The 25,879-nt window shown below is 71.8% G+C and carries 19 protein-coding genes; 8 read left to right on the forward strand and 11 right to left on the reverse strand.

The window, feature by feature from the left end:
* Nucleotides 1-19 precede the first annotated feature (19 nt).
* From AB0M95_RS08030 to AB0M95_RS08040, 3 genes are all read right to left on the reverse strand, one after another.
* Nucleotides 20-850 (reverse strand): sulfurtransferase, encoded by an 831-nt coding sequence (locus AB0M95_RS08030; RefSeq protein WP_363761054.1) that lies wholly within the window; start codon nucleotides 848-850, stop codon nucleotides 20-22.
* Nucleotides 851-1,088: 238 nt separating this feature from the next.
* Nucleotides 1,089-1,679: a DUF5998 family protein gene (locus tag AB0M95_RS08035; RefSeq protein ID WP_363761056.1), complete on the reverse strand. Its 591-nt coding sequence runs from the start codon at nucleotides 1,677-1,679 to the stop codon at nucleotides 1,089-1,091.
* A 184-nt stretch (nucleotides 1,680-1,863) separates the two neighbouring features.
* Nucleotides 1,864-4,512 carry a GNAT family N-acetyltransferase gene (locus AB0M95_RS08040; protein ID WP_363761058.1) on the reverse strand — a complete coding sequence of 883 codons (2,649 nt, stop codon included), beginning with the start codon at nucleotides 4,510-4,512 and terminating at the stop codon, nucleotides 1,864-1,866.
* Between the two features lie 153 nt (nucleotides 4,513-4,665).
* Here AB0M95_RS08040 and AB0M95_RS08045 point away from each other — a divergent pair, with 153 nt between their 5' ends.
* Nucleotides 4,666-5,559: a sugar kinase gene (locus AB0M95_RS08045; RefSeq protein ID WP_358511070.1), complete on the forward strand. Its 894-nt coding sequence runs from the start codon at nucleotides 4,666-4,668 to the stop codon at nucleotides 5,557-5,559.
* Nucleotides 5,560-5,859: 300 nt separating this feature from the next.
* Here AB0M95_RS08045 and AB0M95_RS08050 read toward each other — a convergent pair whose 3' ends face one another.
* Nucleotides 5,860-6,279: a MarR family winged helix-turn-helix transcriptional regulator gene (locus AB0M95_RS08050; protein ID WP_363761060.1), complete on the reverse strand. Its 420-nt coding sequence runs from the start codon at nucleotides 6,277-6,279 to the stop codon at nucleotides 5,860-5,862.
* A 93-nt stretch (nucleotides 6,280-6,372) separates the two neighbouring features.
* Nucleotides 6,373-8,625, reverse strand: coding sequence for a DEAD/DEAH box helicase (locus AB0M95_RS08055; protein ID WP_363761062.1), 2,253 nt, complete (start codon nucleotides 8,623-8,625; stop codon nucleotides 6,373-6,375).
* A 184-nt stretch (nucleotides 8,626-8,809) separates the two neighbouring features.
* On the opposite strand from AB0M95_RS08055, the gene AB0M95_RS08060 reads away from it, so the two are divergent.
* Nucleotides 8,810-11,305, forward strand: a complete 2,496-nt coding sequence (locus AB0M95_RS08060; RefSeq protein WP_363761064.1) for a DNA topoisomerase IV subunit A — start codon at nucleotides 8,810-8,812, stop codon at nucleotides 11,303-11,305.
* A gap of 205 nt (nucleotides 11,306-11,510) precedes the next feature.
* Here AB0M95_RS08060 and AB0M95_RS08065 read toward each other — a convergent pair whose 3' ends face one another.
* Nucleotides 11,511-11,840, reverse strand: coding sequence for a hypothetical protein (locus AB0M95_RS08065; RefSeq protein WP_363761066.1), 330 nt, complete (start codon nucleotides 11,838-11,840; stop codon nucleotides 11,511-11,513).
* A 130-nt stretch (nucleotides 11,841-11,970) separates the two neighbouring features.
* Between AB0M95_RS08065 and AB0M95_RS08070 the strand changes: the two genes are divergently transcribed.
* Nucleotides 11,971-12,480 (forward strand): carbonic anhydrase, encoded by a 510-nt coding sequence (locus AB0M95_RS08070; RefSeq protein WP_363761068.1) that lies wholly within the window; start codon nucleotides 11,971-11,973, stop codon nucleotides 12,478-12,480.
* Nucleotides 12,481-12,542: 62 nt separating this feature from the next.
* Here AB0M95_RS08070 and AB0M95_RS08075 read toward each other — a convergent pair whose 3' ends face one another.
* The gene (locus AB0M95_RS08075) at nucleotides 12,543-14,615 is read right to left on the reverse strand and encodes a DNA topoisomerase IV subunit B (RefSeq protein ID WP_363761070.1); all 2,073 of its coding nucleotides are present in this window, start codon (nucleotides 14,613-14,615) and stop codon (nucleotides 12,543-12,545) included.
* Between the two features lie 244 nt (nucleotides 14,616-14,859).
* Between AB0M95_RS08075 and AB0M95_RS08080 the strand changes: the two genes are divergently transcribed.
* The 3 genes from AB0M95_RS08080 (at nucleotide 14,860) to yaaA (ending at nucleotide 16,914) form a co-directional block, all read left to right on the forward strand.
* Nucleotides 14,860-15,087, forward strand: coding sequence for a hypothetical protein (locus tag AB0M95_RS08080; RefSeq protein ID WP_358511089.1), 228 nt, complete (start codon nucleotides 14,860-14,862; stop codon nucleotides 15,085-15,087).
* 401 nt (nucleotides 15,088-15,488) lie between these two features.
* Nucleotides 15,489-16,013 (forward strand): GNAT family N-acetyltransferase, encoded by a 525-nt coding sequence (locus AB0M95_RS08085; RefSeq protein ID WP_363761072.1) that lies wholly within the window; start codon nucleotides 15,489-15,491, stop codon nucleotides 16,011-16,013.
* A 133-nt stretch (nucleotides 16,014-16,146) separates the two neighbouring features.
* Complete coding sequence (yaaA, locus tag AB0M95_RS08090; protein WP_363761074.1) at nucleotides 16,147-16,914, forward strand: peroxide stress protein YaaA; 768 nt, start codon at nucleotides 16,147-16,149, stop codon at nucleotides 16,912-16,914.
* A gap of 6 nt (nucleotides 16,915-16,920) precedes the next feature.
* Here yaaA and AB0M95_RS08095 read toward each other — a convergent pair whose 3' ends face one another.
* The 3 genes from AB0M95_RS08095 to AB0M95_RS08105 form a co-directional block, all read right to left on the reverse strand.
* Nucleotides 16,921-17,232 (reverse strand): hypothetical protein, encoded by a 312-nt coding sequence (locus AB0M95_RS08095; RefSeq protein WP_363761076.1) that lies wholly within the window; start codon nucleotides 17,230-17,232, stop codon nucleotides 16,921-16,923.
* 149 nt (nucleotides 17,233-17,381) lie between these two features.
* Entirely contained in the window at nucleotides 17,382-19,097 is a 1,716-nt protein-coding gene (locus AB0M95_RS08100) for an RNA polymerase sigma factor (protein ID WP_363761078.1), read from the reverse strand.
* Nucleotides 19,098-19,332: 235 nt separating this feature from the next.
* Complete coding sequence (locus AB0M95_RS08105; RefSeq protein ID WP_363761080.1) at nucleotides 19,333-21,429, reverse strand: SpoIIE family protein phosphatase; 2,097 nt, start codon at nucleotides 21,427-21,429, stop codon at nucleotides 19,333-19,335.
* Between the two features lie 498 nt (nucleotides 21,430-21,927).
* Between AB0M95_RS08105 and AB0M95_RS08110 the strand changes: the two genes are divergently transcribed.
* Complete coding sequence (locus AB0M95_RS08110) at nucleotides 21,928-22,215, forward strand: hypothetical protein (protein WP_363761082.1); 288 nt, start codon at nucleotides 21,928-21,930, stop codon at nucleotides 22,213-22,215.
* A 216-nt stretch (nucleotides 22,216-22,431) separates the two neighbouring features.
* Entirely contained in the window at nucleotides 22,432-24,027 is a 1,596-nt protein-coding gene (locus AB0M95_RS08115) for a hypothetical protein (RefSeq protein WP_363761235.1), read from the forward strand.
* A gap of 83 nt (nucleotides 24,028-24,110) precedes the next feature.
* Here AB0M95_RS08115 and AB0M95_RS08120 read toward each other — a convergent pair whose 3' ends face one another.
* Nucleotides 24,111-25,865, reverse strand: a complete 1,755-nt coding sequence (locus tag AB0M95_RS08120; RefSeq protein ID WP_363761084.1) for an ABC transporter family substrate-binding protein — start codon at nucleotides 25,863-25,865, stop codon at nucleotides 24,111-24,113.
* Between the last annotated feature and the right edge of the window lie 14 nt (nucleotides 25,866-25,879).

Raw genomic sequence — 25,879 nt, forward strand, 5'->3', positions numbered from 1 at the left:
TTCCGGCGAATCGGGCGTCCTACCCCTTGGCGACCGGGCGGGAGGAGTCGATGATCCAGTTGGACCATGAACCGACGTAGAGGGCGGCGTGGATGCCCGCGAGTTCCAGGGCCAGGACCTCGTGGGCGGCGGTCACGCCGGAGCCGCAGTACGCGCCGACCGGCACCTCGGGAACCGCCCCGAGCGAGAGGAAACGCTCCCTGAGGAACTCGGCGGGGTGGAACCGGCCCGAGGACGGGTCGACGTTCTCGCCGGTGGGCGCGCTGACCGCGCCCGGAATGTGCCCAGCGACCGGGTCGACCGCCTCGACCTCGCCCCGGTAGCGCTCGCCCGCCCGCGCGTCGAGCAGCACGCCTTCCTCGGCGAGAGCCCCCGCACCGGTGGCGTCCAAGATCGGCATGCCGCCGGGCCGGGCCGTGAAGTCGCCGGGCGCGGGCGTGGGCACGTCGGTGGTCACCGGGAAGCCCTCCGCCGCCCACCGGCGGTACCCGCCGTCGAGCACGCGGACGTCGGGGTGCCCGTAGTAGCGCAGCACCCACCAGGCGCGGGCCGCGGCGGTGGAGTCGGCGTCGTCGTACACGACCACCGGGACCGAATCGGACACGCCGAGCCGCCGCATCGCGGCCTGGAAGGCTTCGGCGCCGGGCAGCGGGTGCCGGCCGCCGGCCCCGGGCGGCGCGGCGAGATCCTGATCGAGATCGCAGAACACGGCACCGGGAATGTGCCCCTCCCGGTACGACTCGATGCCGGGCGGGCCGGCGAGCCGCCACCTGACGTCGAGGATGATCCCCTCGCCGAGGTCCTCAGGACCGATCAGCGGGCTCGTGGGTGCCCCCGCGCTTTCAGCCATGCACAACCCCCTACGGTTTCGCGGGCCTCCCGCGGCCGTACCGGCCACGGCGCTCCGCGGACGACTCTCGATGGACGCCCATCAGTCTCGCACTCGGGCGAGAGGCCGGGAGGGCCGGAGCGGCCGTGGCGACCGGCCCGCCCCGGCGCGCGGCTTCGCGGAGGAGGCTTCGGCGCGCGGCTTCGCAGAAGAGCGCTGTGCCGGCGCGGTGCTCCGGGACCGCGCCGGCACGGACGGCTCAGCCCGCGGTGCGGGCGGTGGCCTCGGACAGGGCCTTGGCGAAGGCCAGAACGTTGCTCACGGCCTCGGGGCCGTCGGCGGCCTCGCTCACCCGCAGGGACAGGTCGTCGGCGGTGATGGCGCCGGTGTAGCCGTGGTCGGCTTCGCAGTTCTCGTCTCCGCAGGTGGCGGGTTCCAGGTCGACGTGGGAGATGGCCCCCCAGCCGATCGTGAGCGTGACCTCGCTGGGAGGGACTCCCGGCACGTACGACGCGGGGTCCGGCACCACGCGGGTGACCGCCACGGACTGGACACGGCTGAGGCGCACGGCCTCGGTGGTGGTGGAGGCGTGCGAGGTGGGCATGCCGTCGGCGGGCGGGTGCTCGTCGGTGTGGCACACCAGGAGCCGGGTAGGTGAGAGGATCACCACGGTGACGTGACGGCGGACTTCCATCGCCGGGTCGAACGTGGCCTCGTGGTGGACGACGAACGCCGTCACCTGCTCTTTGCCCAGTGCGGACTCCGCCGCGTCGGCCACGAGATCGGGGTAGTAGCCGCTGCGTTCGATGGCCTCGCGCAGACCAGCGGCCGAGACTCGGGTTTCCCTCATGGGTCCATCCTGCCCTGTCTCGGCGTGGTGTTTCACCTCACAGGCGTCCGCCCTGAGGGCAACCGGGGAAGAGGGGCCATCGACGGCGCAACGCTTATTTCCGGAAATATCCCCAGCCTCACGTGGCACTCACGCGCTCATACGCCCCGCACGGTCCCGTCGGCCTCTTGGTGCGGGGGCCGGGTCAGCGCAGGCGGCGCGGGCCCCTGTCCGGGCGGGGGCCGACCGCGTCACGGATGACGGCGCGGGCGCCGAGGACGCTCACGCCGCCCTCGCCGACCAGGACCGGGTCGAGATCCAGCCGCGCCAGCTCGGGCAGCTCGTCCGCCAGGCGGCCCACGCGGACCAGCAGGTCCTCCAGCGCCCCGACCGCGACCGGCGGGTACCCGTACCCCCCGAACAGCAGCGGCGCGGCCCGTAGCGACCGCACGAGCCCGGCGGCGTCCTCGGCGGTGAGGGGCGCCATCCGGAACGCATCGTCGCCGAGGAGCCGCGCGGTGATCTCTCCGAGCCCGAACGACACCACGGCACCGAAGTGCGGGTCGTCCACCACCCGCACCATCGTCCGCACGGCGGGCTGGGGCGCCATCCGCTGGACCGACAGCGTCACCCGCGGCCCCAGCCGGGCCGTCAGGTCGTCGTACGCGCGCCGCACCCCGCCCGGATCCGACAGGCCGAGCCACACCGTCCCCGCGCGGTGGACCACCTCGGGGTCGGCCGAGCGGACGACGACCGGCCAGCCGAGCCGCTCGGCCGCCGCGACCGCCTCCTCGGCGGAGTGGACGGGCTCGGCGGGCCAGACCTCCAGCCCGTACTCGGCGAGCAGGCCCGTGGCGTCGATCTCCCCGGGCCCGCCGCCCGCGAGGACGTCCTCCACCAGCGCCCTGGCGCCCTCGGTGTCGACGTCGTCCAGGGACGGGGTGGCGCCCTGGGGCCGGTCGCGCCAGGCCGCGTACCGGACCACGTGGGCCAGCGCCCGTACGGCCTCCTCGGCGGCGGGATAGGAAGGGATGGACCCCTTGCCCGGATCGCCGCCCTCGCCCGGGACGCGCAGCTCGTCCGGCATGCCCATGCGGCCCTCGAAAGTGGCCAGCACCGGCTTCCCCGTCTCACCGGCCACCCGGACCAGCTCGGCGGCGACCTCGGCCGCGTTGCCCGGGACGGGCGGCATGTAGATCGCGACGACGGCGTCCACCCTGTCGTCCATGCCGGCCAGCGCCTCGCGGTACTCCCCCGCTCCGGCCCCCGCCCCGAGGTTGGCGGGCGGGCACGGCTCCAGGCCCGCCGCCACGCAGGCGTCCACCGCCAGCAGCGCCAGCGCGTCGGAGTTGCTCACCACGCCCACCCTCGGCCCCGCGGGCAGCGGCTGGTAGGCGAGGAGCTGGGCCACGTCGAACAACTGCGCCAGGTCGTCCACGCGGATCACCCCCGCCTGCTCGAAAAGGGCGCTGATCGCGGCGTCCGGCAGGCGCAGGACGGGCGCGGAGTGCCCCACGGGGACCCCGCGCGTGGTCCCGCCGCTCTTGACCACCACGACGGGCTTCTTCCGCGCCGTGCGCCGGGCGAGACGGGCGAACTTGCGCGGGTTGCCCAGCGACTCCAGGTAGAGCAGGACCACGTCGGTGGCCTCGTCCCCCTGCCAGTACTGCAGCAGGTCGTTGCCGGACACGTCCGCCCGGTTCCCCGCCGACACGAAGGTCGAGATGCCCATGCCGCGCTGGGCCACCCGCTGGAGCAGCGCGGTGCCGAGCGCGCCCGACTGGCTGAAGAACCCCACCCGGCCCCTGCCCGGCAGACGGGCCGCCAGAGTGGCGTTGAGGCGCACCCGCGGGTCGGTGTTGGCGATGCCGAGGCAGTTGGGGCCCACCACGCGAAGCCCGTACGAGCGGGCGATGCGCACCAACCGGTCCTGGCGGGTGCGCCCTTCCGCGCCCGTCTCCCCGAAACCGGACGAGACGACGACCAGGCCCTTGACACCCTTCCGCGCGCATTCCTCGACCACGTCCAGGACGGCGTCCGCGGGAACGGCGACCACGGCGAGATCCACGTCCCCGTCGATCGCCGAGACGCTCTTGTACGCGCGGACGCCCGCCACCGCCCGTACCTCGCGGTGGACGGGGTACACGGGACCGTTGAAGTCGGCGGCCAGCAGGTTGCGCAGAACGGTCTGCCCGACGCCGCCCGCCTCGCGGCCCGCGCCCACCACCACGACCGACGTGGGGCTCAGCAACCGCTCGATCGACCGGGCCTCGGCGCGGTGCTCGCGGGCCATCGTGACCTCGCGCGAGGTCTCCGTCGCCGCCAGGTCCAAGGTCATGCGCACGACGCCGTCCTCGAACTGGCTCTGCGCGGTGTACCCCGCCTGGCGGAAGAACGCCATCATGCGCGCGTTGTTCGGCAGCACGTCGGCCACGAAGCGCTTGATGCCGCGCTCCCTGGCCGCCGCGCGCAGGTGCTCCATCAGCACCGACGCCACTCCCCTGCCCTGGTGGGCGTCCTCGACCAGGAACGCCACCTCGGCGCTGTCGGCATCGTCGGTGTCGTCGGTGTCGTTCATGCGGTCGAACCGGACGACCGCCACCATCTCCGTGCCGAGCGTCGCGATCAGCGCGACCCGGTCGACGTAGTCGACGGTGGTGAACCAGGTCACCTCGCGGTCCGAGAGCCGCGGGTGGGGGCCGAAGAAACGGAAGTAGATCGACTGGTCGGAGAGCCGGGAGTAGAACGCGCGGAGGATGCCCGCGTCCTGCGGGCGGATCGGCCGCAGATGCGCCGTGCCCCCGTCCGCCAGGACGACGTCGGCCTCCCAGTGGGCGGGGTAACGAGGTTCCACAGACCTGAGCGTAAGGGCGCTCGTGTCTGGTTTGTTGGGCAACGCTTGTGCATCGACTATGTCCGGGTGTCCGCTGTATGCCCCACGCCCCCGCTTGAAGCTGTTAGGTTTTCTGTCAGCAGCCTCCTGTAGTGCCAACAAGGTGGTGACATCATGACGCGGGTTGTCGTGGTGGGCGATCTGATGACCGATGCGGTCGCACGTGCCCGCTACCCTCTCGCCAGGGCGAGCGACACTCCTGCCGTCGTCACCATGCACGGTGGCGGCTCTGGGGCCAACGTCGCATCCTGGCTGGCCGTCGAGGGCGCGGAGGTGGCCTTCGTCGGCCGCAGAGGCGCCGACATCACCGGCCGCAACCGCGACATGGAGCTCATGGGCTACGGCGTGGACGCCCGGCTCGTCATGGATCCCGAGCGCCCCACCGGCACCTGCGTCGTGCTGGTCACGCACAAGGGCGAGCGCACGCTGCTGTCCGACCCCGGCGCCAACGCCGCCCTGTCTCCCGAGGACCTTCCGCGCGACCTGTTCCATCAGGGCGGCCACCTCCACATCTCCGGGTACACGCTGCTGAACGAGGGCTCGCGCGAGGCCGGCCTCGCCGCGCTCGACCACGCGCGCCGGGCGGGCATGTCGATCTCCGTGGACTGCGCATCCGCCGCGCCGCTGGAGCGCACCGGCGCCGAGCCGTTCCTGGAGTGGACCCACAGCGCCAAGCTGTTGTTCGCCAACGAGGCCCAGGCCAAGGTGCTCACCGGCCGTGACGACCCCGCCTCCGCCGCCAAGGTGCTCACGGCATGGTTCCCCCAGGTCGTGATCAAGCTCGGGGCCGAAGGCTCGCTGTGGTACACCAACAACCGCGCCGAGCCCGTCCGGGCGCCCGCCGAGCACATCGAGCGCGTGGTCGACGGCACCGGTGCCGGGGACGCGTTCGCCGCGGGCTTCCTCCAGCCGTGGCTCGAGGGCAAGCAGCCCGCCGACGCCCTCGCCGCCGGCAACGCCCTCGCCGCCCGCGCCATAGCCAACCTCGGCGCCCGTCCCCGCCTCTAACTCCCTCCCCCGCTGCCGCCTCCGGTTCAGGGGCCGACGGGACGCCGATGGCACCGCATCGGATGGGGGATCGAGGGGATCGTTCACCGGTACCGGTGTGCGCTGAAGATTGGCTGCCAATGGCGCGCCTCGGAAGATGCGATCGGTCCGACCTGCGACTTGCCGACGCGGGCGGCTCACACTTGCCGAAGTCGGCCCCCAGCAGAGCCTCGCGTTGGGCACCATGACACCCATCTGATCATCGTCGGCTCTACGGTGTTCTTCTGCATGCCGGGCCCGCGCCCCGGCCTCGGCTGCGATTCAGTCGGGTCGGACGGCGCGGTTCAGCAGGACCATGAGCTGCCGCAGTTCGCTGTCGGTCAGCACCGCCAGCGGGGTCTTCTCCAGCGCCGTCCGGACCAGCTCGTCGCGGACCCGGCGGCCCTTGGCGGTCAGGACCAGGACGCGGGAGCGGCGGTCGGCCGGGTCCACGGCGCGCTCCACCAGGCCCCGGTCGGCGAGCTGGTTGGTGATGAAGGTCAGGTTCGGGGCGTTGCAGTACAAGCGCTCGGTCATCACCTTCATCGAGGGTGGCGGCTCGGCCGGGTCGATGGCCCACAGCGCCTGGAACGTCGCCGATGTCAGTTGGTGCCCGGCCAGCGCCTGCACGATCAGGGCGTTGGTCCGCATCCAGATGTCGTGGGTCGCGGCGACCACCGCGATGAGCTCGGGCGTGGTCATGCCGCCATTCTATCGACGTTTCGAGTATCGAAGGATCATGCTACGTTGATGCTTCGAGATTCGAAACAATGGTGGACAGCTGGTCGGTGGACCTCAGCTTGTGACGGCCAGGGCGAGGGGGAGCACGGCAGGGGCGCCGGAGCGGCGGAGGAGGGCCGTGGCCATGGTCATGGTCCAGCCGGTGTCGATGCGGTCGTCGACCAGCAGGACCGGACCGGCGGACAGCCGGGCCCGCGCCGCCGGTAAGAGGCCCCGGGCGTCGGACGGGTCATCGTGTGCGACCGCCAGGGTGTGTTCGAGGGCGCGGACGCGCTGGGCGCTGTTGTGCTGGCGGCCGGGCGGGCCGGCGGTGTAGGTGAGAGAGCCCAGGTAGTCGAGCCTGCCGACGGCGGCCAGCCGTTCGCCCAGGCTGGTGATCAAGATCGGGCGGGCGACCGAGGGAAGGGTGACCACCGACACCGGGCGTCGCGCCCACGCCCAGGCGGACAGCACCTTGACCACGGCGTCGAAGACCTCGCCGGGCACGGGCCCGTCGGGGGCGCCCTCCGCCAGCAGCCGTCTCAGCGTGGTGCCCCAGCCGATGTCGGTGAGCCGCCCGAGCGCCCGCCCGGGCTCTGCGGCGATCTCGGGGCGGACGCGCCCGGACAGGCCGAGCTCCTTCAGCCCGACGGGCCACTGCCGCCGGGGCTCGACGTCCACCCCGGGACGTTGAAGCCGCTCGCGCGCCCGGCCCACGGCCTCGGCAGGGATGTCCGCCGAGGGGTGCGCCCCCGTGCAGTTGTCGCAGCGCCCGCAGGGCCGGGCCGTCTCGTCGTCGAGATGGCGCCGCAGGAACTCCTCGCGGCACCGGTCGGTGGCGATGTAGTCGAGCATGGCGCGCTGCTCGGCGGCGCGCTCGGCCGCGACCCGGGCGTACCTGCCCTCGTCGTACCGCCACGGGCGGCCGGTGGAGCGCCAGCCGCCCTTGACCCGCTCGACCGCGCCGTCGACGTCGAGGACCTTGAGCATCGTCTCCAGCCGGGCACGGCCGAGGTCGACCCGCGTCTCCAGCGCGGCCGTGGACATCGTGCCCTCTTCGGCCAGGACGCGGAGCGTCGTCCACACCACGGACTCGGGGGGAAACGCCAGCGACGCGAAGTACGCCCAGATGTCGCGGTCTTCGGGGCCGGGAAGCAGGATGACCTCGGCACGCTCGACGCCGCGGCCCGCCCGGCCGATCTGCTGGTAGTACGCCACCGGAGACGCGGGGGCGCCGAGGTGGATCACGAAGCCGAGATCGGGCTTGTCGAAGCCCATGCCCAGCGCGGAGGTCGCGACCAGCGCCTTCAGCCGGTTGTCGAGCAGGGCCTGCTCGGCGGCGAGGCGGTCGGCCTGCTCGGTCTGGCCCGAATAGGCGGCCACCTCCTGGCCCTGGTCGCGCAGGTACGCCGCGACCTCCTGCGCGGCGGCGACGGTGAGCGTGTAGACGATGCCGGAGCCGGGCAGGTCGCGCAGCGCCTCGGCGAGCCAGGCCAGCCTGCGCTCGGCGGTCGGATGGCGGACGACGGCGAGACGCAGGCTGTCGCGTTCGAGCGGCCCCCGCAACACGAGCGTGTCACCGAAACCGCTCCGCGGGACGTCGCCGCCGGACGCCGATGGCCGGACGCCGCCCGACGTCCCCGGATCGCCGCCCGGTCTCCCCGCTCGGTCGGCGTCCGGCGACTGCCCGAGCCCCGCCGCGGGAGAGGGGACGTGGCCGAGTTGCTCGGCGATGTCGTGGGTGACGCGGGCGTTGGCCGTCGCCGTGGTGGCGAGGACGGGCACTCCGGACGGCAGGCCGGCGAGCAGGCTGCGCAGCCTGCGGTAGTCAGGCCGGAAGTCGTGGCCCCAGTCGGAGATGCAGTGGGCCTCGTCGACGACCACCAGCCCGGCGCTCGCCGCCAGCTTGGGCAGGACCAGGTCGCGGAAGTCGGGGTTGTTGAGCCGCTCCGGGCTGACCAGCAGGACGTCGACCTCGCCGCGCTCGACCGCGGCGTGGATGAGATGCCACTCGTCCACATTGGCGGAGTTGATCGTGGCGGCGTGCACCCCGGCACGGGCCGCGGCGGCGATCTGGTTGCGCATCAGCGCGAGCAGCGGCGAGACGATGACCGTGGGGCCCGCGCCCCGCGCCCGCAGGAGGGCGGTGGCGATGAAATACACCGCCGACTTGCCCCAGCCGGTGCGCTGCACGACCAGGGCGCGCCGCCGCTCGACGACCAGCGCCCGGATGGCCGACCACTGGTCGTCGCGCAGCCGGGCCCCGTCACCGGCGAGGGACCGCAGCCGCTGTTCCGCCTCGGCCCGCAGGCCGCTCTCGTCACGCATGGCTCCTTGGTATCAGGTCCGGGCGACGGTTTGCGGACGCCGGCGCCCGGCTGTGGATAACTTCCGCCCGTCCACAGCCGGGCCGCCCCGCCAGGACAGGCGCCACAGCGGGCGCGCGTGACCGTAAGGGCGTAAAAGGTCTTCGAGTCGCGGAGCACCTTGAACCTTCGGCACAATGTTCGATATGGCCCGACGCACCACCACACCCCCGCTGGAAGACGACTTCGAGGAGCGCATCGTCGACATCGACGTGTCGACCGAGATGCGCACGAGCTTCCTTGAGTACGCCTATTCGGTGATCTACCAGCGCGCGCTCCCCGACGCGCGCGATGGTCTGAAGCCGGTCCAGCGCCGCATCCTGTACTCGATGAGCGAGATGGGCCTGCGGCCCGACCGCGGGCATGTGAAGTCCTCGCGCGTCGTCGGTGACGTGATGGGCAAGCTCCACCCGCACGGCGACACCGCGATCTACGACGCGCTGGTGCGCATGGCGCAGCCGTTCTCGATGCGGCTGCCGCTGGTGGACGGCCACGGGAACTTCGGCTCCCCCGACGACCTGCCCGCCGCGATGCGGTACACCGAGGCGCGGCTGGCGCCGGCGGCCATGCTGATGGTGCAGTCCATCGACGAGGAGACCGTCGACTTCAAGCCGAACTACGACGGTCAGGAGACCGAGCCGACGGTCCTGCCGAGCGCCTTCCCCAACCTGCTGGTGAACGGCGCCGCGGGCATCGCGGTCGGCATGGCGACCAACATGGCGCCGCACAACCTCGTCGAGGTCATCGCGGCCGCGCGGCACCTGATCAAGAACCCGGACGCCTCGCTGGACGAGCTCATGCGGTTCGTGCCCGGCCCCGACCTCCCCACCGGCGGCTCGATCATCGGCCTCTCGGGCGTGCGGGACGCCTACGAGACCGGGCGCGGCACGTTCCGCATGCGCGCGAGGGCCACGATCGAGCAGGTCACCCCCCGCCGCAAGGGCATCGTTGTCACCGAGCTGCCCTTCAACGTGGGCCCCGAGCGCGTGATCACCAAGATCAAGGAGCTCGTGACCGCCAAGAGGCTGTCCGGCATCTCCGACCTGAAGGACCTCACCGACCGGCACAAGGGCCTGCGCCTGGTCATCGAGGTCAAGAACGGCTTCCACCCCGAGGCCGTGCTGGCCGAGCTGTACCGCCTGACCCCGATGGAGGAGACCTTCGGGATCAACAACGTGGCGCTGGTCGACGGCCAGCCCCGCACGCTCGGCCTGCGCGAGCTGCTCCAGGTCTACGTCGACCACCGCGTCGACGTCGTGCGCCGCCGCTCCGCCTACCGCCGCCGCAAGCGCGAGGAACGGCTCCACCTGGTCGACGGCCTGATCGTCGCGCTGCTCAACATCGACGAGGTCATCGAGGTCATCCGCTCCTCGGAGGACTCCGCCGAAGCGCGCACCCGCCTGATGCAGGTCTTCGAGCTGTCGGAGACCCAGGCCGTCTACATCCTCGACACGCCGCTGCGCCGTCTGACCAAGTACGACAAGCTGGAGCTCGAACGCGAGCGCCAGACGCTGAACGACGAGATCGCCGAGCTCACCGCCATCCTCTCGTCGGAGGACAAGCTGCGCCGGGTCGTGTCCGGCGAGCTCGCCGACGTCGCCAAGACCTACGGCACGCCGCGCCGCACGGTCCTGCTGGAGGACGGCGCCGCGGTGACGGCCGGGGCCATCCCGCTGGAGGTCGCCGACGACCCGTGCCTGGTGCTGCTCTCCTCGACGGGCCTGCTCGCCCGCACGGGCGACGCCTCGCCGCTCGGCTCGGGCGACGAGCGCTCGGCGCACGACGTTCTGGTGGCGGTGGTGCGGTCGACGGTGCGGGGCGAGGTCGGCGTGGTGACCTCCGCCGGGCGGGTGATCCGGGTCTCGGTCCTCGATCTGCCCACGCTGCCGCCCACCGCGAACCCGCCGTCCCTGTCGGGCGGCCACCCGGTCAGCGAGTACGTGACGCTGAACGCCGGCGAGGTCGTCGTGGGCCTCGGCTCGCTCGATCCGGAGGGGCTCGGCCTCGCGCTCGGCACCGCCCAGGGCGCCGTCAAACGGGTCGTGCCCGAGTATCCGGTGAACCGCGACGACTTCGAGGTCATCGGCCTGAAACCCGGCGACAGCGTGGCCGGGGCCGTCGAGGTGACCTCCGAAGACCACGACCTGGTGTTCATCTCCTCGGACGCACAGGTCCTGCGCTACCCCGCCTCCTCGGTGCGGCCCCAGGGGCGTCCCGCCGGCGGCATGGCCGGCATCCGGCTGAACGACGGCGCCAAGGTCATCTGGTTCGGCGCGGTCGACCCGGCCGTCGAGTCCCGGGTCGTGACGATCGCCGGCTCGGCCACCGCCCTGCCGGGCACCGAGGTCGGCGGCGGCAAGGTGTCCGACTACGCCGACTTCCCGCCCAAGGGCCGGGCCACCGGAGGTGTCCGCGCGCAGCGCTTCCTCAAGGGCGAAGACCTGCTGGTGCTCGCGTGGGCCGGCCCCGCGCCGGTCAAGGCCGTGACCTCCACGGGCAAACCGATCACGCTGCCGGCCGAGCTCGGACGCCGTGACGGCTCGGGCGTTCACGTGACCTCCGACATCGCCGCGATCGGCGGGGCGCTCGGCGGCGGCGCGATCGAGGCCGCCGCCCCGCCCGAGGTCCCTGACGAGGAGTAGCGAGGGGCCACGTCCGAGAGGCCACGTCGCGAGGGGCCTTGGCGGGCGGCGTCACGCCCTCGCGGGCCCGCGCCGATCACGGGACCCCGCGACGCTCAGAGATCCCCGTCGGCCTGGGATCGCCGAGCGTCAGGGATCCCGGACGATCAAGGGTTGCGGCCGGTCCGAGGCCGCGGCCGGTCCGAGGCCACGACGGCGGCCGGGGTCAGCCCCTGGTGGGGACCGAGCCGCCGCGCGCCACGAGCGGGATCGCGGTGAGCAGCTCCCACGGCTCCCCCGAGTCCCAGAAGTCGATGAGCTTGGCGACCGCCTCGCCCGGCTCGAAGTCGCCGACCCCGTACTGGCCGAAGCATCCGGCGTCCTTCAGCGCGGTGATCAGTGGGTCGTCGTCCGGGAGGGACTCGGCGTAGGAGGCGGCGTCGAGCAGCGCCAAGGCGCAGCGCGCGTTCCAGCCGCCGTCGGCGCTCTGGACCCGGTCGAGCCGCCACCTGGCCCGGCCGCGTAGATAGCCGGCGAGCGAATCCGTCGTCCCCACCCTGAACCCTCTCCACGATCGTCCACACACAGTAAGGCAATCATCACCAACGGTGACGCCAGATCGCGGGCTCTTTACGAAGCCCATTACGTCCACCCTCCGTGTACTGACGAAAGGGGCGTAAGGGAATATGAACAACATGACGGGAGCCTTCGACGATCTGCTGACCGCTAACGAGGACTTCTCACGGACCTTCGAGTACTCCGGCCTGAGCGGGCGCGCGGCGCGCGGCCTGGCCGTGGTCACGTGCATGGATTCTCGAATCGACCCGCTGAAGTTGCTCGGCCTCAAGCCCGGGGACGCCAAGATCCTGCGCAACGCCGGGGCGCGGGTCACCGACGACGTGCTGCGCACGCTGATCCTCGCGGTCTACCTGCTCAACGTGGACCGCGTCCTCGTGATGCCCCACACCGACTGCCGGATGGCCAAGTCCACCGACGAGGACGTCCACGAGCTGATCAGCCGGGAGTACGGGATCGACACGCGGAGCCTGGAGTTCCACACCGTGGCCAACCAGGACGCGGCCCTGCGCCGCGACCTCGTCCGCATCCGAACCTATCCATACCTGCCGGACCGGCTGAACATCGGCGGCGCGGTGTACGACGTGCACACCGGCAAGCTCATGCCCGTCGAGCTGTGACGACGGGCCGCTTACCACGGCCAGGTGAACGGGGGCCCGGACGCGACCGCGTCCGGGGCCCGTCAGGCGTCGATCGCGTCGCGGTCGACCTCCGCCGCGCTGCCGACGATGAACTCGCGGCGCGGGGCGACGTCGCTGCCCATCAGCAGCGCGAAGATCTGCTCGGCCGTCTCGGCGTCCTCGATGCGGACGCGCCGCAGCGTGCGGTGGCGCGGCTCCATCGTGGTCTCGGCGAGCTGGTCGGCGTCCATCTCACCGAGGCCCTTGTAGCGCTGGATCGGGTCCTTCCAGCGCTTGCCTCGGCGCTCGAGGTCGCGCAGGACCTTGAGCAGCTCGGCGTCGGAATAGGTGTAGATGTACTTGTCCTTGCCGCGGCCCGGGTTGGTGACCTCGATGCGGTGCAGCGGCGGGACTGCGGCGAACACGCGCCCCGCCTCGATCATGGGCCGCATGTAGCGGTGGAACAGCGTGAGCAGCAGGCAGCGGATGTGCGCGCCGTCGACGTCGGCGTCGGCCATCAGGATGACCTTGCCGTACCGCGCGGCGTCCAGGTCGAAGCCGCGGCCCGAGCCCGCGCCGATGACCTGGATGATCGCGGCGCACTCGGCGTTCTTCAGCATGTCGGCCACGGAGGCCTTCTGCACGTTGAGGATCTTGCCGCGGATCGGCAGCAGGGCCTGGAACTCCGAGTCGCGCGCCGCGCGGGCCGTGCCGAGCGCCGAGTCGCCCTCGACGATGAACAGCTCGCTGCGGTCGACGTCGTCGCTGCGGCAGTCGACCAGCTTGGCCGGCAGGGCGGAGTTCTCCAGGGCGCTCTTGCGGCGCTGGTTGTCACGGTGCTCACGGGCCGCGATGCGGGCCTTGGCCGCCGCGACGATCTTCTCCAGGACGGCGCGGAGCTGCAGCTTGTGGGCCCGCTTGGTGCTCGCGAAGAGCTGCTTGAGCTCGCGCGACACGACGTGGGCGACGATGCGGGTGGCCGCGGAGGTGCCCAGGACCTCCTTGGTCTGGCCCTCGAACTGCGGCTCGGGCACCCGCACGGTGACCACGGCGGTGAGGCCCTCGAGGATGTCCTCCTTGGTGACCGGGTCGTCGCCGTTCTTGAGCAGGCGCGTCTCGCGCAGCTGCTCGTTGATCGTGCGCACCAGGGCTCGCTCGAAGCCGCTGACGTGGGTGCCGCCCTTGGGGGTGGCGATCACGTTGACGAACGAGCGGACGGTGGTGTCGTAGCCCTTGCCCCAGCGGACCGCGACGTCGACCGTGAGCTCGCGCTCGACCTCGGTGGAGGTCATGTGGCCCTGCTCGTCCAGGACCGGGACGGTCTCGTGGAAGTGGCCGAGGCCCTGCAGCCGCATGACGTCGCAGACGGCCTCGTCGCGGGCCAGGAACTCGGTGAACTCCGAGATGCCGCCCTCGAAGCGGAACTCGTCCTCGACGACCTCCTCCAGGCGGCTGTCGCGCACCGCGATCGTCAGGCCGGGGACCAGGAACGCGGTCTGCCGGGCGCGGACGTGCAGCTCGTCCAGCGAGACCTCGGCGTCGGGCAGGAAGATCTGCTTGTCGAGCCACCAGCGGACGCGGGTGCCGGTGACCCGGGCGCGCAGGGCGCCGCCGTCGCGCAGGCCGGACTTCTTCTTGAACTTGGCCGTCGGCCCGTCACCGTCGAACACGCCGGGCACGCCACGGCGGAAGCTGATCTCGTGGACCCGCCCGTCGCGGTCGACCTCGACGTCCAGCCGGGCGGACAGGGCGTTGACCACCGAGGCGCCGACGCCGTGCAGGCCGCCGGAGGCGCCGTAGGACCCGCCGCCGAACTTGCCGCCCGCGTGGAGCTTGGTGTAGACGAGCTCGACGCCGGCCAGGCCGCTCTTGGGCTCGATGTCGACCGGGATGCCGCGCCCGTCGTCGCGGACCTCGATGGAGCCGTCGGCGAACAGCTCGACCTCGATGCGCGTGCAGAAGCCGGCCAGGGCCTCGTCGACGGCGTTGTCCACGATCTCCCAGAGGCAGTGCATGAGGCCGCGGCTGTCAGTGGACCCGATGTACATTCCGGGGCGCTTACGGACGGCCTCAAGGCCCTCCAGCACCGACAGGTGACGGGCGGTGTAGCCCGTCTCCGTGCTGACTGCGGTCACTCCCACTCCCACCGAGCATCGAACATGTGTGCGTAGCCTACCGTCTTCTTGATGTTCCTCCGTGCCTAGAGTGCCACCATCAGGCGGTTCCGCGGCAGCCGGAGGTTCATTGCCATCACCTAACGACACATTCTGCTCTCGGCGTATCCCGAAGGCGATTGGGAACGTCCGCATCGGGTTAGATGTTGAGCCAAGTGACTGACGCCAAATCCCCACGTCAGTGGGGTGACCCGAAAGGCGATACGTGACTGGAGCTCTCGCCCCCACCAAGCCGCTTACCGCCGTGGACCGCTGCGACCGGTGCGGCGCCCAGGCGTACATCCGCGCGTCCCTCCCCATGGGCGGGGAGCTGCTGTTCTGCGCCCACCACGGGCGTCGGCACATCTCGGCCCTCCGTGAGAAGGGCGCCGACATCCAGGACGAGTCGGCCCGCCTCAGTGAGACCCCGACCTCGAACACCAACGAGCGGTGAGCACCCGCCCACCACTCTGACCCCCATACGGACAACCTCATACAGCGAACGCGGCGGCCTCGGCGGCGCCTCTGATCGGCCCGCCCGAGCCGCTGCGCGTATCCCCCTGATGCGCGGCGTGAGGGCGCCCCTGAGCCTCACGCGGCCGTGATCCCGGTCACGCCGGGGACTAGGCTGCCGCCCGTGAGTGCGGCGAGTCCCGATTTCGATCTTCTTGTTCATCAGGCCTGGCCCGCGCCGTATCAGCGCACGATCGGCGGCTGGGTTCTCCGTCACGCCGACGGGGTGACCAAACGGGCCAACTCCGTCCTCCCGCTCGGGGAGCCGGCGGACCTTGACCAGGCGATCCGCGCCGCTGAGCGCTTCTACGCCGAGCACGGGCTGCCGTGTGTGTTCTCCACATGGGGCCCGGCGCGCTTCGGGGCCTGGACGAGCGTCTGGAGGCGCGCGGATACCGCGTGGTCGACCGCACGACGTACATGACCGCCTCCCTGCAGAGCCCTCTGGACGGGCCCTCCGAGAAGGCCGCCCAGGTTGGTCTGTCCGGCGAACCGTCACAGGAGTGGCTCACCGCCTGGTGGGCGGTGGACGGACGCTACGACGGCGAGGGGCCGGCCTCCGCCACGTGCATCCTGCGCGGCGTGCCCGCCACGTACGCGGAGGTCCGGCAGGACGGCAGGACGCTCGCCGTGGGTCGTTCCGTCCTCCAGGGCGACACGCTGGGGATCTACTGCATGGCCACGCTGCCGGAGGCCCGCCGGAGGGGGCTCGCCGGGGCCGTCCTGCGCGCCCTGACCGCCGACGGCCGCGCGCGCGGAGCCGTCCGCGCGTACCTGGTCGTGATCGCCTCCAACTCGCCGGTCATCGCCCTCTACACCCGGCACGGCTTCACCCCTACCGGCGCGTACCATTACCGCGTCCGCTGAGCCGCCCCGAGGGCCGCGACGCCCCGTTCCCAGGGGTCCCCCCTGCGTTCCCTGGCCGCCCCCGACCGCGCCGTGATCCACCCCGGCCGCGCCCGGCGCGCCCACGCCGGAGGGCGCAATAAGCTCGGGTCTCGTGCTGATTCTGTTGCCGCCGTCCGAGGGGAAGGCCTCCGAAGGAGACGGGCAGAAGCTCGCGCTGGGGCGTCTGAGCTTCCCGGCGCTGACGTCCGCGCGGGAGAAGGCCCTGGACGCGCTGACCGCCCTGGTCCACGGGCCGGAGGACGAGGCGCTGGCGGTGCTGGGGCTGACGCCGGGGCAGGCCGGTGAGCTGCGGCGGAATCAGGTCCTGCGCACCGCACCCACGCTGACCGCCGGCGATCTCTACACCGGCGTGCTGTACGACAACCTCGGCCTGCCGGCGCTGAGCGCCGCCGCCCGGCGCAGGGCCCAGCGTTCGGTGATCGTGTTCTCGGGGCTGTGGGGGGCGCTGCGCCTCTCCGATCGCGTCCCGCCGTATCGCCTGTCCATGGGCGTGCGGCTGCCGCCCCTGGGCGGGCTGGCGGCCTACTGGCGGCAGCCCCTCACCGAGGCGCTCGCCGAGCAGGCCACGGGCGTGATCATCGACATGCGTTCCTCGACGTACGCGCAGGCGTGGCAGCCGGGCTCGCGGGCCGTGACCGTCCGCGTGCTGCGGGAGTCCGGCGGAGCCCGCACGGTGGTCAGCCACATGGCCAAGGCCACGCGCGGCACCGTCGCGCGGTCGCTGCTGGAGTCCGGGGAGAACCCCCGCACGCCGAAGCGGCTGGCCGCGCTTCTGGCCGATCTCGGCCATGTCGCCGAGCTCGGCCCGGCCCCCCGTGACGGCAGGCCGTGGACGCTGGACATCGTCGTCCCCGCGTGACGGCGGTTACCCGTTCGTGATCACATTCAGCCGGGAACACGCCTCGTGGTACTCCCTGCCGGGATCGCCCAGATAGGACCACGGCGTGGTGCCGAACCGGCCGTAGGTGCGGGCCAGGTGCCCGCGGGCCTGGCCCTCTGCCCGCAGCGCGCGCACCTCGGGTTCTCCCCGGGTGGCCACCAGCGCGGGAATGGCGGGTTCCAGATATCCACGCCCGAGGGCGTCCACCGCGTCGTCGAGCACGGTGTCCGCCCAGGGACGGCTTGCGATCAGTCGTGGCCCCCGAGCACGCGCCCGATCCACTTCGATCACACCCATGCCGCGTGAGCCTAGGGATCGTCAAGACTCTTACGGCTACCGCCGCGTTACGCTCGCGTTAAACGGCTTATTACACAGGTTTTACGACCGTGCGGGACGGGGACGCGCGTCGGCCCCCGCCGCGGGACGGCGGGGGCCTGGAACGCCCGTCAGTCGAGGTAGTCGCGCAGGACCTGCGAGCGCGATGGGTGGCGCAGCTTGGACATGGTCTTGGACTCGATCTGGCGGATGCGCTCGCGCGTCACGCCGTAGACCTTGCCGATCTCGTCCAGGGTCTTGGGCTGGCCGTCGGTGAGGCCGAACCGCATGGACACCACGCCCGCCTCGCGCTCCGACAGCGTGTCGAGAACGGAGTGGAGCTGCTCCTGCAGCAGCGTGAAGCTGACCGCGTCGGCGGGGACGATCGCCTCGGAGTCCTCGATGAGGTCGCCGAACTCGCTGTCGCCCTCCTCCCCGAGGGGGGTGTGCAGGGAGATCGGCTCCCGGCCGTACTTCTGGACCTCGACGACCTTCTCCGGGGTCATGTCGAGCTCGCGCGCGAGCTCCTCAGGGGTCGGCTCGCGGCCGAGGTCCTGGAGCATCTGGCGCTGCACGCGGGCCAGCTTGTTGATCACTTCGACCATGTGGACCGGGATGCGGATCGTGCGCGCCTGGTCGGCCATGGCGCGGGTGATCGCCTGGCGGATCCACCAGGTGGCGTAGGTCGAGAACTTGTAGCCCTTGGTGTAGTCGAACTTCTCGACCGCGCGGATCAGGCCCAGGTTGCCCTCCTGGATCAGGTCCAGGAAGAGCATGCCGCGGCCGGTGTAGCGCTTGGCCAGCGAGACCACGAGGCGGAGGTTGGCCTCCAGCAGGTGGTTCTTGGCGCGGCGGCCGTCCTCGGCGATCCACTCCAGCTCGGCGCGGACGTCGACGGGAAGACGCTCGCCGTCGTTGGCGAGCTGCTCCTCGGCGAACAGGCCGGCCTCGATGCGCTTGGCCAGCTCGACCTCCTGCTCGGCGTTGAGCAGGGGGACCTTGCCGATCTGCTTCAGGTAGTCCTTCACCGGGTCGGCGGTGGCGCCGGCGGCGGCGACCTGCGCCACGGGGGCGTCGTCGTCGTCATCGGAGAGGATCAGGACCTCGTCGTCGCTCTGGACCTCGGCGCCCGGCTTCGGCTCCTCTTCGGCCTCGGCCTCGGTCTCGGCTTCCGCCTCGATCTCGGGCTCGGCGTCGGCGTCGGCATCGGCGTCGGCATCGGCCTCCGCCTCGACATCGAGGTCGAAGTCCTCGAGCTCGATGTCGCCCTCGATGTCGAGGTCCTCGTCGTCTTCGGAAGAGGCCTTGGGCTTGGTTTCGATCTTGGGCGTGGGCGACGCGGGCACGGCGACCTCCGGCTTGGCCTTCTTGGCGAGGGCGGCAGGGGTGGCGACCTTGGCGGGAGCGTCAGGGGCGGGCGCGGCCTTCTTCACCGGCGCGGCCTTCTTGGCCACGGGCTTCTTGGCGGCCGGCTTCTCGACCGGCGCGGCTGCCTCGTCCCCGGCACCGCTCACCACGGCCGTGACGGTATCGGGCTGCTCCTTGGCCGCCGCGGTGGTGGCGGTCTTTGTCTTCTTGACGGGGGCGGCTGTGCGACGCTTGGCCGGGCCACGCGACCTCTTGGGCGCAGCCGAGTCCGCAGCGGTCACCACGACGGTCACACCCTCTTTGCTGAGGTTCCGGAGGAACACAGCGGCGTGCGACATCGGGATGTCCGCCTCCTCGAAGGCCTTGCGGACATCCTCAGACTCGAGGAAACCCTGCGAGCGCCCACGCTCGATGAGCCGCTGAATGACGGGCTCGTTCAGCTCAGACGGCTTCGAGCGAGTCGAACTTGCAGGCGACACGAACACCTCTCGAACGAACGCATGGTGAGAATGGACCCAGGTGCCCGCTAGGGGCGCTTGCTTCTTTCGTGGTGGGCCGTGCGAACCGCGACGTACCTGCCCAGCATTGTGGCATGACCCCGCAGTCCATACGGCCGCCTCACAGCGGTTGCCTTCCACCCTAGGCCGACCGGAACAGTAGTGCGTACGGAAGCGGGTCACCGATACCCGAAAGCAACCCTTATGACTGTTTCATTCAGTCACTCTTTGTGGCGGCCGGCACGTGGACGGCGAGCACCGTGACGTCATCGTCCTGCTCATACCCCGCCAGCATCCTGTCCACCAGGAAGTCAAGCAACATATGCGGATTTCCTAGGACTTCGGGGGGTGCCTCGGCGACGACCGACGAGAGTTCCGCCAGCCCGGCGTCCAGGCCGCGCTTGCGGTTCTCGACCAGGCCGTCGGAGTAGAGCACGGCCGTGTGCCCCGGCGGGACGCAGAACCGGAACTGCTTGCGGACGGCGGGCCAGCCCAGCGGCGTGCCGGGCTCTCCGTCGGACAGGACCGCGGTACCCTGCGGCGACACCAGCAGGGGCGGCGGGTGACCGGCCAGCGCGAGGGTGCCCTCGCCGGTGCCGGGCTCGACGACCATGTAGGCCAGGGTGGTGACCTGCTCTTCTTCCTCGGTCGCGTCGAAAACCCTGTCAAGGCCGGTCAGGACGGCGGCGGGCGGCGGGTTGGTCAGCGCCAGGGCCCGCATGGCGTTGCGGATGCGGCCCATGCCCGCAGCGGCCTTGACGCCCTTGCCCATGACATCGCCGACGACCGCCGCCACCCGGGCGTCCTGCAGGACGAAGGCGTCATACCAGTCGCCGCCGACCTGGACGTGCCTGCTGCCCGAGCGGAACCGCTGGGCCAGCACCAGCCCGGGGATCACCGGCAGGCGGTCGGGCAGGAGGCTGCGCTGCAGCGTCTCGGCCGTGCGGTGCTCGCGCTCGAACAGGGTGGCCCGCTCCACGGCCAGCGCGCACTGGCCCGCCAGGGCCTCCAGGAACACCCCGTCCTCCTGGGAGATCTTGTACGGGCGGGTGAAGGCGAACCGCAGCGCCCCGAGCGCCCGCCCCGCCGCCAGCAGCGGCAGGCCGACCCAGGCGCGCTCGTCGCTGTGGGCGAGGAACCCGCCGATCACGGCCTCGTCGGCGCCGGCCTCGACGAGCTGGGCCTTCAGGCTCTCGGGGGACTCGGCGAACACCGGCCTGCGGCTGTTGACGGCCATGGTCATGATGCTGGTCTGCGAGAGCGGGATCTCCTCGCCGTCGGACGGCACGTCCGGGAGGCCACCGCTGTTGGTCAGTTTGAGGGCGGCGCGGTCGGTGTCGAGCAGGGCCACCGACGACCTGTCGGCGGCCAGCGCGGTGCGGCCGACGTCGATGATCACCTGGACGACCTGCTCGACCGTCAGGGCCTCGGCCAGCATGGCGGTGGCGCCCTGGAGCCGGGCGGTGCGCAGGGCTGCGGCGCCGAGCTGGTCGGTCAGGCGGCCGCGCATCTCTTCGGCCTCGCGCTGCGGGGTGACGTCGCTGTTGGCGCCGACCCACTCGATCACGCGGCCGAGCCGGATGATCGGGACGGCGCGCACCTCGAAGTGGCGGTAACCGCTTGCCCGCGTGCGGACGCGGTAGCTCCACTCGAACATCGTGCGCCCGCGCAGGGCCTCGCGCCACGCCTCGTCGGCGGCCGGGCGGTCGTCGGGGTGGACGGCGTCGAGCCAGCCGTAGGCGAGGTATTCCTCCAGGCTCTGGCCGGTGATCGCGCGCCACTCCGGGGCGTCCTCGACGACGGCGCCGTTGGGCAAGGTGATCCACACGAGCTGCTGCTGGGACTGGACCAGCGAGCGGTAGCGCTCCTCGCTGCGGCGCAGTTCCTCCTCGGTGAGCTGGCGCTCGGTGACGTCCACGCCGAACACGGCGACCCCGACGACGGCGCCCTTGTCGCCGTGGACGGGGTAGAACGAGAGGTTCCAGTGGCGCAGCTCGCCGGCGGGAGACATGCCGCGATAGCGCTGGTCGCCGCCCGAGACGGCCCGGTGCTCGTCGACGACTCTGCGCAGGGCGCCGTCGACCAGTGCGGAGAGATCGGCGGAGAGCAGCTCGGAGGCCGTTCGCCCGGCGTGCTCCTCGGCCGCGACGCCGCTCAGGTCGGCGAAGCTCTGGTTGACCCTCAGGAACCTGGTGGACGTGTCGAAGAACGCGAAGGCGAACGGGGCCTCCGCGAGCAGGCCCTCCAGTAGGGCGGGGTCTGAGATGTCCACACCCGACTCCCGGGGACGGGGCACGGAGGTTTCGGCGCTCATGGTCGGCACCTCCGTCGCGTGCCAGGGTCTCCCACGAGGCACATCTCCATAACTGTGATTGGTAGCGCAGAACTGCACTACATCATCGGTGATGGGCACGCGCGGACGGAAGCCCCGGCCGCGATGCGGTCAACGCATCCTGTCAAAAACGCGCCACGGTGCGCAGCGAGATCGGCCCACTTTCTCGGCCCCCGGCACATCGCGCGCCGGGCGATCACCTGCTCGATCAAGCCGCCACCTTCCCGCCGTCCCCGCCGTCGTCGAGCGAACGGTACCGTTTCCGTGCCGGGCGGCACGAGGCCCGCCCGAAGTCCGGACGCGCTGGGCACCAGCTTCCCACGATGAGGGGGTCCATGGTGCCGGATGTGCCGGGTAGCCCTTACGGCGCAAGGGGTTGACACCTGCGTGATACAGGATGGAATGAGTACGCACGCTCCCTCAGAGGCCTGGTCCGGGGGATGGATGCCCCCCGGCTCACCGGAGGATGCGAAACCGCCCATGCCTGCTCTTGCGACGCGCCAGACCGGACCCACCGCCGAGTCGCGACCCGCCGGACCGCGCGAGATCCGGTCCCGGGCGTCCGGGCCGCCGGGGCACGTGAGCGAACGCCTTTTCCACGAGTTCGTGACCATCCCCGCCGAGACGGTGGACCGGTGCGTGGAGGACGTCTGGGCGTGCGCGGCGCACCTCGGCGTGGACGCCACTCCGACCGTCGTGGAGCGCATCGCCCGCGAGCGCCTGCTCGCCGTCGCCGGCTCGGCGCCGCTCATCGCCTCGCGCGGGTAACGCGGGGCAAAGGGCCGCGGGTGACGGGCATCAGTCCCCGAGGTGACACTCCTGGGCCCTGGAGGGCCGTAACCGGGGCCTTCGGGTAACAGCGGGGTCACCACACGGCGTTCCGTGCATCGTTCGGGCCCGGAATGCGAGAAGGTAAGGGGCGTGAGCCGCCGACGACGCCGAGACCCCAGGGGGACCCCGCCGCCGGACGACGTGTTCGCCGAGATGCTCGTGGCGGCGCGCGAGCTGCTGGCCGTCCGCAGCCCGCTGGACGCCGAGCTGATGGTGTCCGACATGCTGGGCGCCTGGTGGGGCCGGCGGCTGCGCCGGGGCGACGTCGAGGAGTTCCTCGGCGAGGGCCTCGTCGACTACGCCGCCAAGGCCGGCACGCCCGCCGCGCTCACGCTGCTGGTCGCGGTGGCCTATCTGGGCACCGCCCGGCAGGCCGCCAAGGCCGAGGGTGCCGCGCTGGCGCTGATGGAGTCGGACGTCGCCAGGCCGCGGTGGGCCGAGCGCGTCGGGGCGGTCAAGCCGCAGGGCTGCTACGTCTCCAGGGACGCCTACGGCGACCAGGACACGGTGGTGTGCACGTTCGCCTACCGCGGCGTCCCGCGGACGGCTCCTGGCGCCGTGGAGGCCGCGGGCGAGGGCGAGCGGGACGCCGAGGGCTGCGCGGCGCCGCAGTGCCCGGCCGAGGATCCGCACGCCCTGGTGGTGATCGTCGACTACAACATGCGGGGCATGGCCCGGGACGCCTGGGTCTCCTCCCAGGTGGACACGCTGCTGGAGAAGGCCGGCATCGAGGCGGCGGGCAACCCGATGCTGCGCTTCGAGGAGCTGGAGCCCCAGCAGGCGCGGGCGCTCCTGGAGTTCGCGATGAAGGCCACGGCCGAGACCCTGGGCCGCCGCAGGTCGACCAACGTCGTCAGCGACAGCTACAGCGCCTACCACGCCTTCGCCAGGGCCCGCATCAAGGCCCTGCCCCCGGGCCGCAAGCGTCCCGCCCCTCTGCTCAGCGAGGCCCCGTACAGCCGCGACCGGCGGGCGATGCTGGCGGCCGAGTTCCTGGCCTCCGACGCCGCCGAGCACCTGTCGGACCCCTCGGCGGCCTCGCGGTGCGCCGACCACATCATCGACTACGGCTGCGACCAGGACTTCAACCGGCCGCTGCGGGTCAGCCCGACCAAGTGCGAGACGTTCCTGCTGGACTGGCTGCCCCGCAAGGTGCTCCTGGACCCGGCCGAGCAGGACGCCATGCCGCACGTCCTGCTGTCCTGGGTGCGATTCGCGGCCCCGAAGACCGGCCTGCCCGACGAAGGGCTCAGGGCGACGCTGGACGCCGTCTACGAGGCGATGGGGCGCTTCACCGAGGCCTACCGCGACCCGACGACGTTCGGTCTGGACCGCTCCCTCGTGCGCAGACTGCTGCCGGACGGCGATCTGTCCGCGCTGCCGCGACGCGCGTTCGCCTTCCCGTTCCTGGACGGCACGCGCGGCGAGATCGACCTGTCGTCCCTGCACCCGGCCGAGGACGCCGACCGGCGCGTCCTTCTGGAGATCGACCACGCCGATGAGCGCGACCGGCCGGACTTCGCCGAGCACCTGGCCTGGCACGAGGAGATCGCGACCCGCCTGTGGAACGGCGATCCCGAGCAGCTGTGGGAGGCCGCGCAGCGGCTGCTCGACCTCGGCCACGACCGCCACGACGTGCTGCACGTGCTCATGGAGATCGCCGAGCGCATCGGCGACCACCCGGACGAGCTGGCCGCCGCGCTCGACGACATCGCCGACATCCCCGACGAGCCTCCGCCGGCGCCCTGAGGACGAAGCGGATCATCACCGGGGCCGTCGAGGCGCCCGCGCCGGCCCGCCGGGCCTGGAGGGGTTCACCTACATCCTCACTGTCAGCGCAGGAAGCCGATGTCGGCGTATTTCAGGGTGTAGAAGCCCGGGGCGCCGATGTTGGCCAGCGTGGACTTGACCCCCCAGTTCTGCGGCCGCTGGTAGAGCGGCAGGACGTTGACCTTCTGCCAGATCAGCCGGTCGGCCTCGTTGGCGTCGCCCCGGGCCCGCTCCGGGTTGAGGTTGGAAGACGCCCGCCGCATGGCCAGGTCGATCTCAGGCGAGCCGGTCCTGCCGAAGTTGGCGTTCCACTGGACCTTGCCGCCCGGGCCCTTGGTGGCGTCGGCGTAGGTGCCGTAGCTGCTGGAGATCGGGAAGGGCGTGCCGATGTAGGAGAATGGCGCGATGTCGAAGTTGCCGGGGATGATGTATTTGGCGAAGAAGTCGTCGCTCGGGACCGACTGGATCGTCACCTTGACGCCGATCTTGCCCAGCATCGCCTGGGTCAGCTCGGCCTCCCCCTTGCTGAGCGGCAGCCCGGACGGGATCACGAACCGCACGCCGAGCTCCTTGCCGGACTTCACGCGGGTCGGGCTCGCCCGGTGCCAGCCGGCGGCGTCCAGCATCTTCTCGGCCTTGGCCGGGTCGTACTTGCCGAGCGCGCCGGCGTTGTCCTGGTAGCCCTCCTGGGTGTTCATGTAGAAGTGGTTGTTGAGCAGGGCTCCGTTCCAGCCCAGCCCCTGCAGGTCGGACCGTGTGATCGCCGCCCGGTCGAGGCCGAGGACGATCGCCTGCCGCACGCGCGGGTCGGCCAGGGCCGGGCTCTCGCCGTTGAAGGTGAAGTGCCGGAAGTCCGGGCCGGCGGCCTGCCGGATGACCGCTCCCCTGGCGTTCCTGGCCCGGGCGTAGTCGGGGGCGGACGGGCCGACGTCGAACACGTCGAGCTCGCCGTTGGTGAACGCCCCGACCAGCGCGTCCGTGGCCAGTGACCGGTAAATGATCTTGTCGAGCTTGGCCCTCGCCCCCCACCACTGGTCGTCGCGGACGACGGTGATCGTCTTGGCGGTCGGGTCGAACCCGCCGAACTTGAACGGCCCGGCGGTCACCGGTACGCGGTTCAGCCAGCCGGTGTTGAACGCGTCGGGCGTGGCGTTGGTGGACCTGGGGTAGAGCGGCCAGAACAGCGACTGCCACTCGCTGAAGGGGTTGTCGAAGGTCACCAGCACCTCGTGGTCGTCCCGGCCGCGCTCCACCCTGCCGATGTCCTGGTAGCCGGTGGTCGCCGCGACGTGGAAGTCCAGGCTGCGGCCGCTCAGCGCCTTCCACTGCGCCTGGTAGTCCTGCCAGGTGATCGGCCTGCCGTCCGACCAGCGGGCCCTGGGGTTGAGGCGGTAGGCCACCACCTGGCGCGGGTTGGTGGCGATCACCCGGGCGTCCAGGACGTAGTCGGTGTTCGGCACCGGAGTGCCCTTCTTGTCGGAGCGGAAGGCGGCGGGCATCAGGGCGTCGATGACCTTCTTGACCTCGGCGAGGTTGCCGTCCACGTGGTTGAGGTTCCACTGGGTGGGCGACTCGGTGATGCCCCAGCGCAGCGTGCCGCCGTCACGGACGCGCTCGCGCGGCGCGGGGTTGATGTCGAAGGCCTTGATGACCTTGGGCATGCGGGCGGGGACCGCTTTTCCCGCGTCGCCGCCCCCGCACCCCGGAAGGGCGGCCACGAGCAGGGCGAGCGCGACGGGCGCGCCCGCCACCCTGACGCGCCCGCGACGGCCCGCCGGCGAGGGCCGGCCCGCGCGGGGCTTCGGCGGTACTTCCACGTTCTCCTCCAGAG

The organism is Sphaerisporangium sp. NPDC051017, assembly GCF_040683095.1.
Classification (GTDB): domain Bacteria; phylum Actinomycetota; class Actinomycetes; order Streptosporangiales; family Streptosporangiaceae; genus Sphaerisporangium.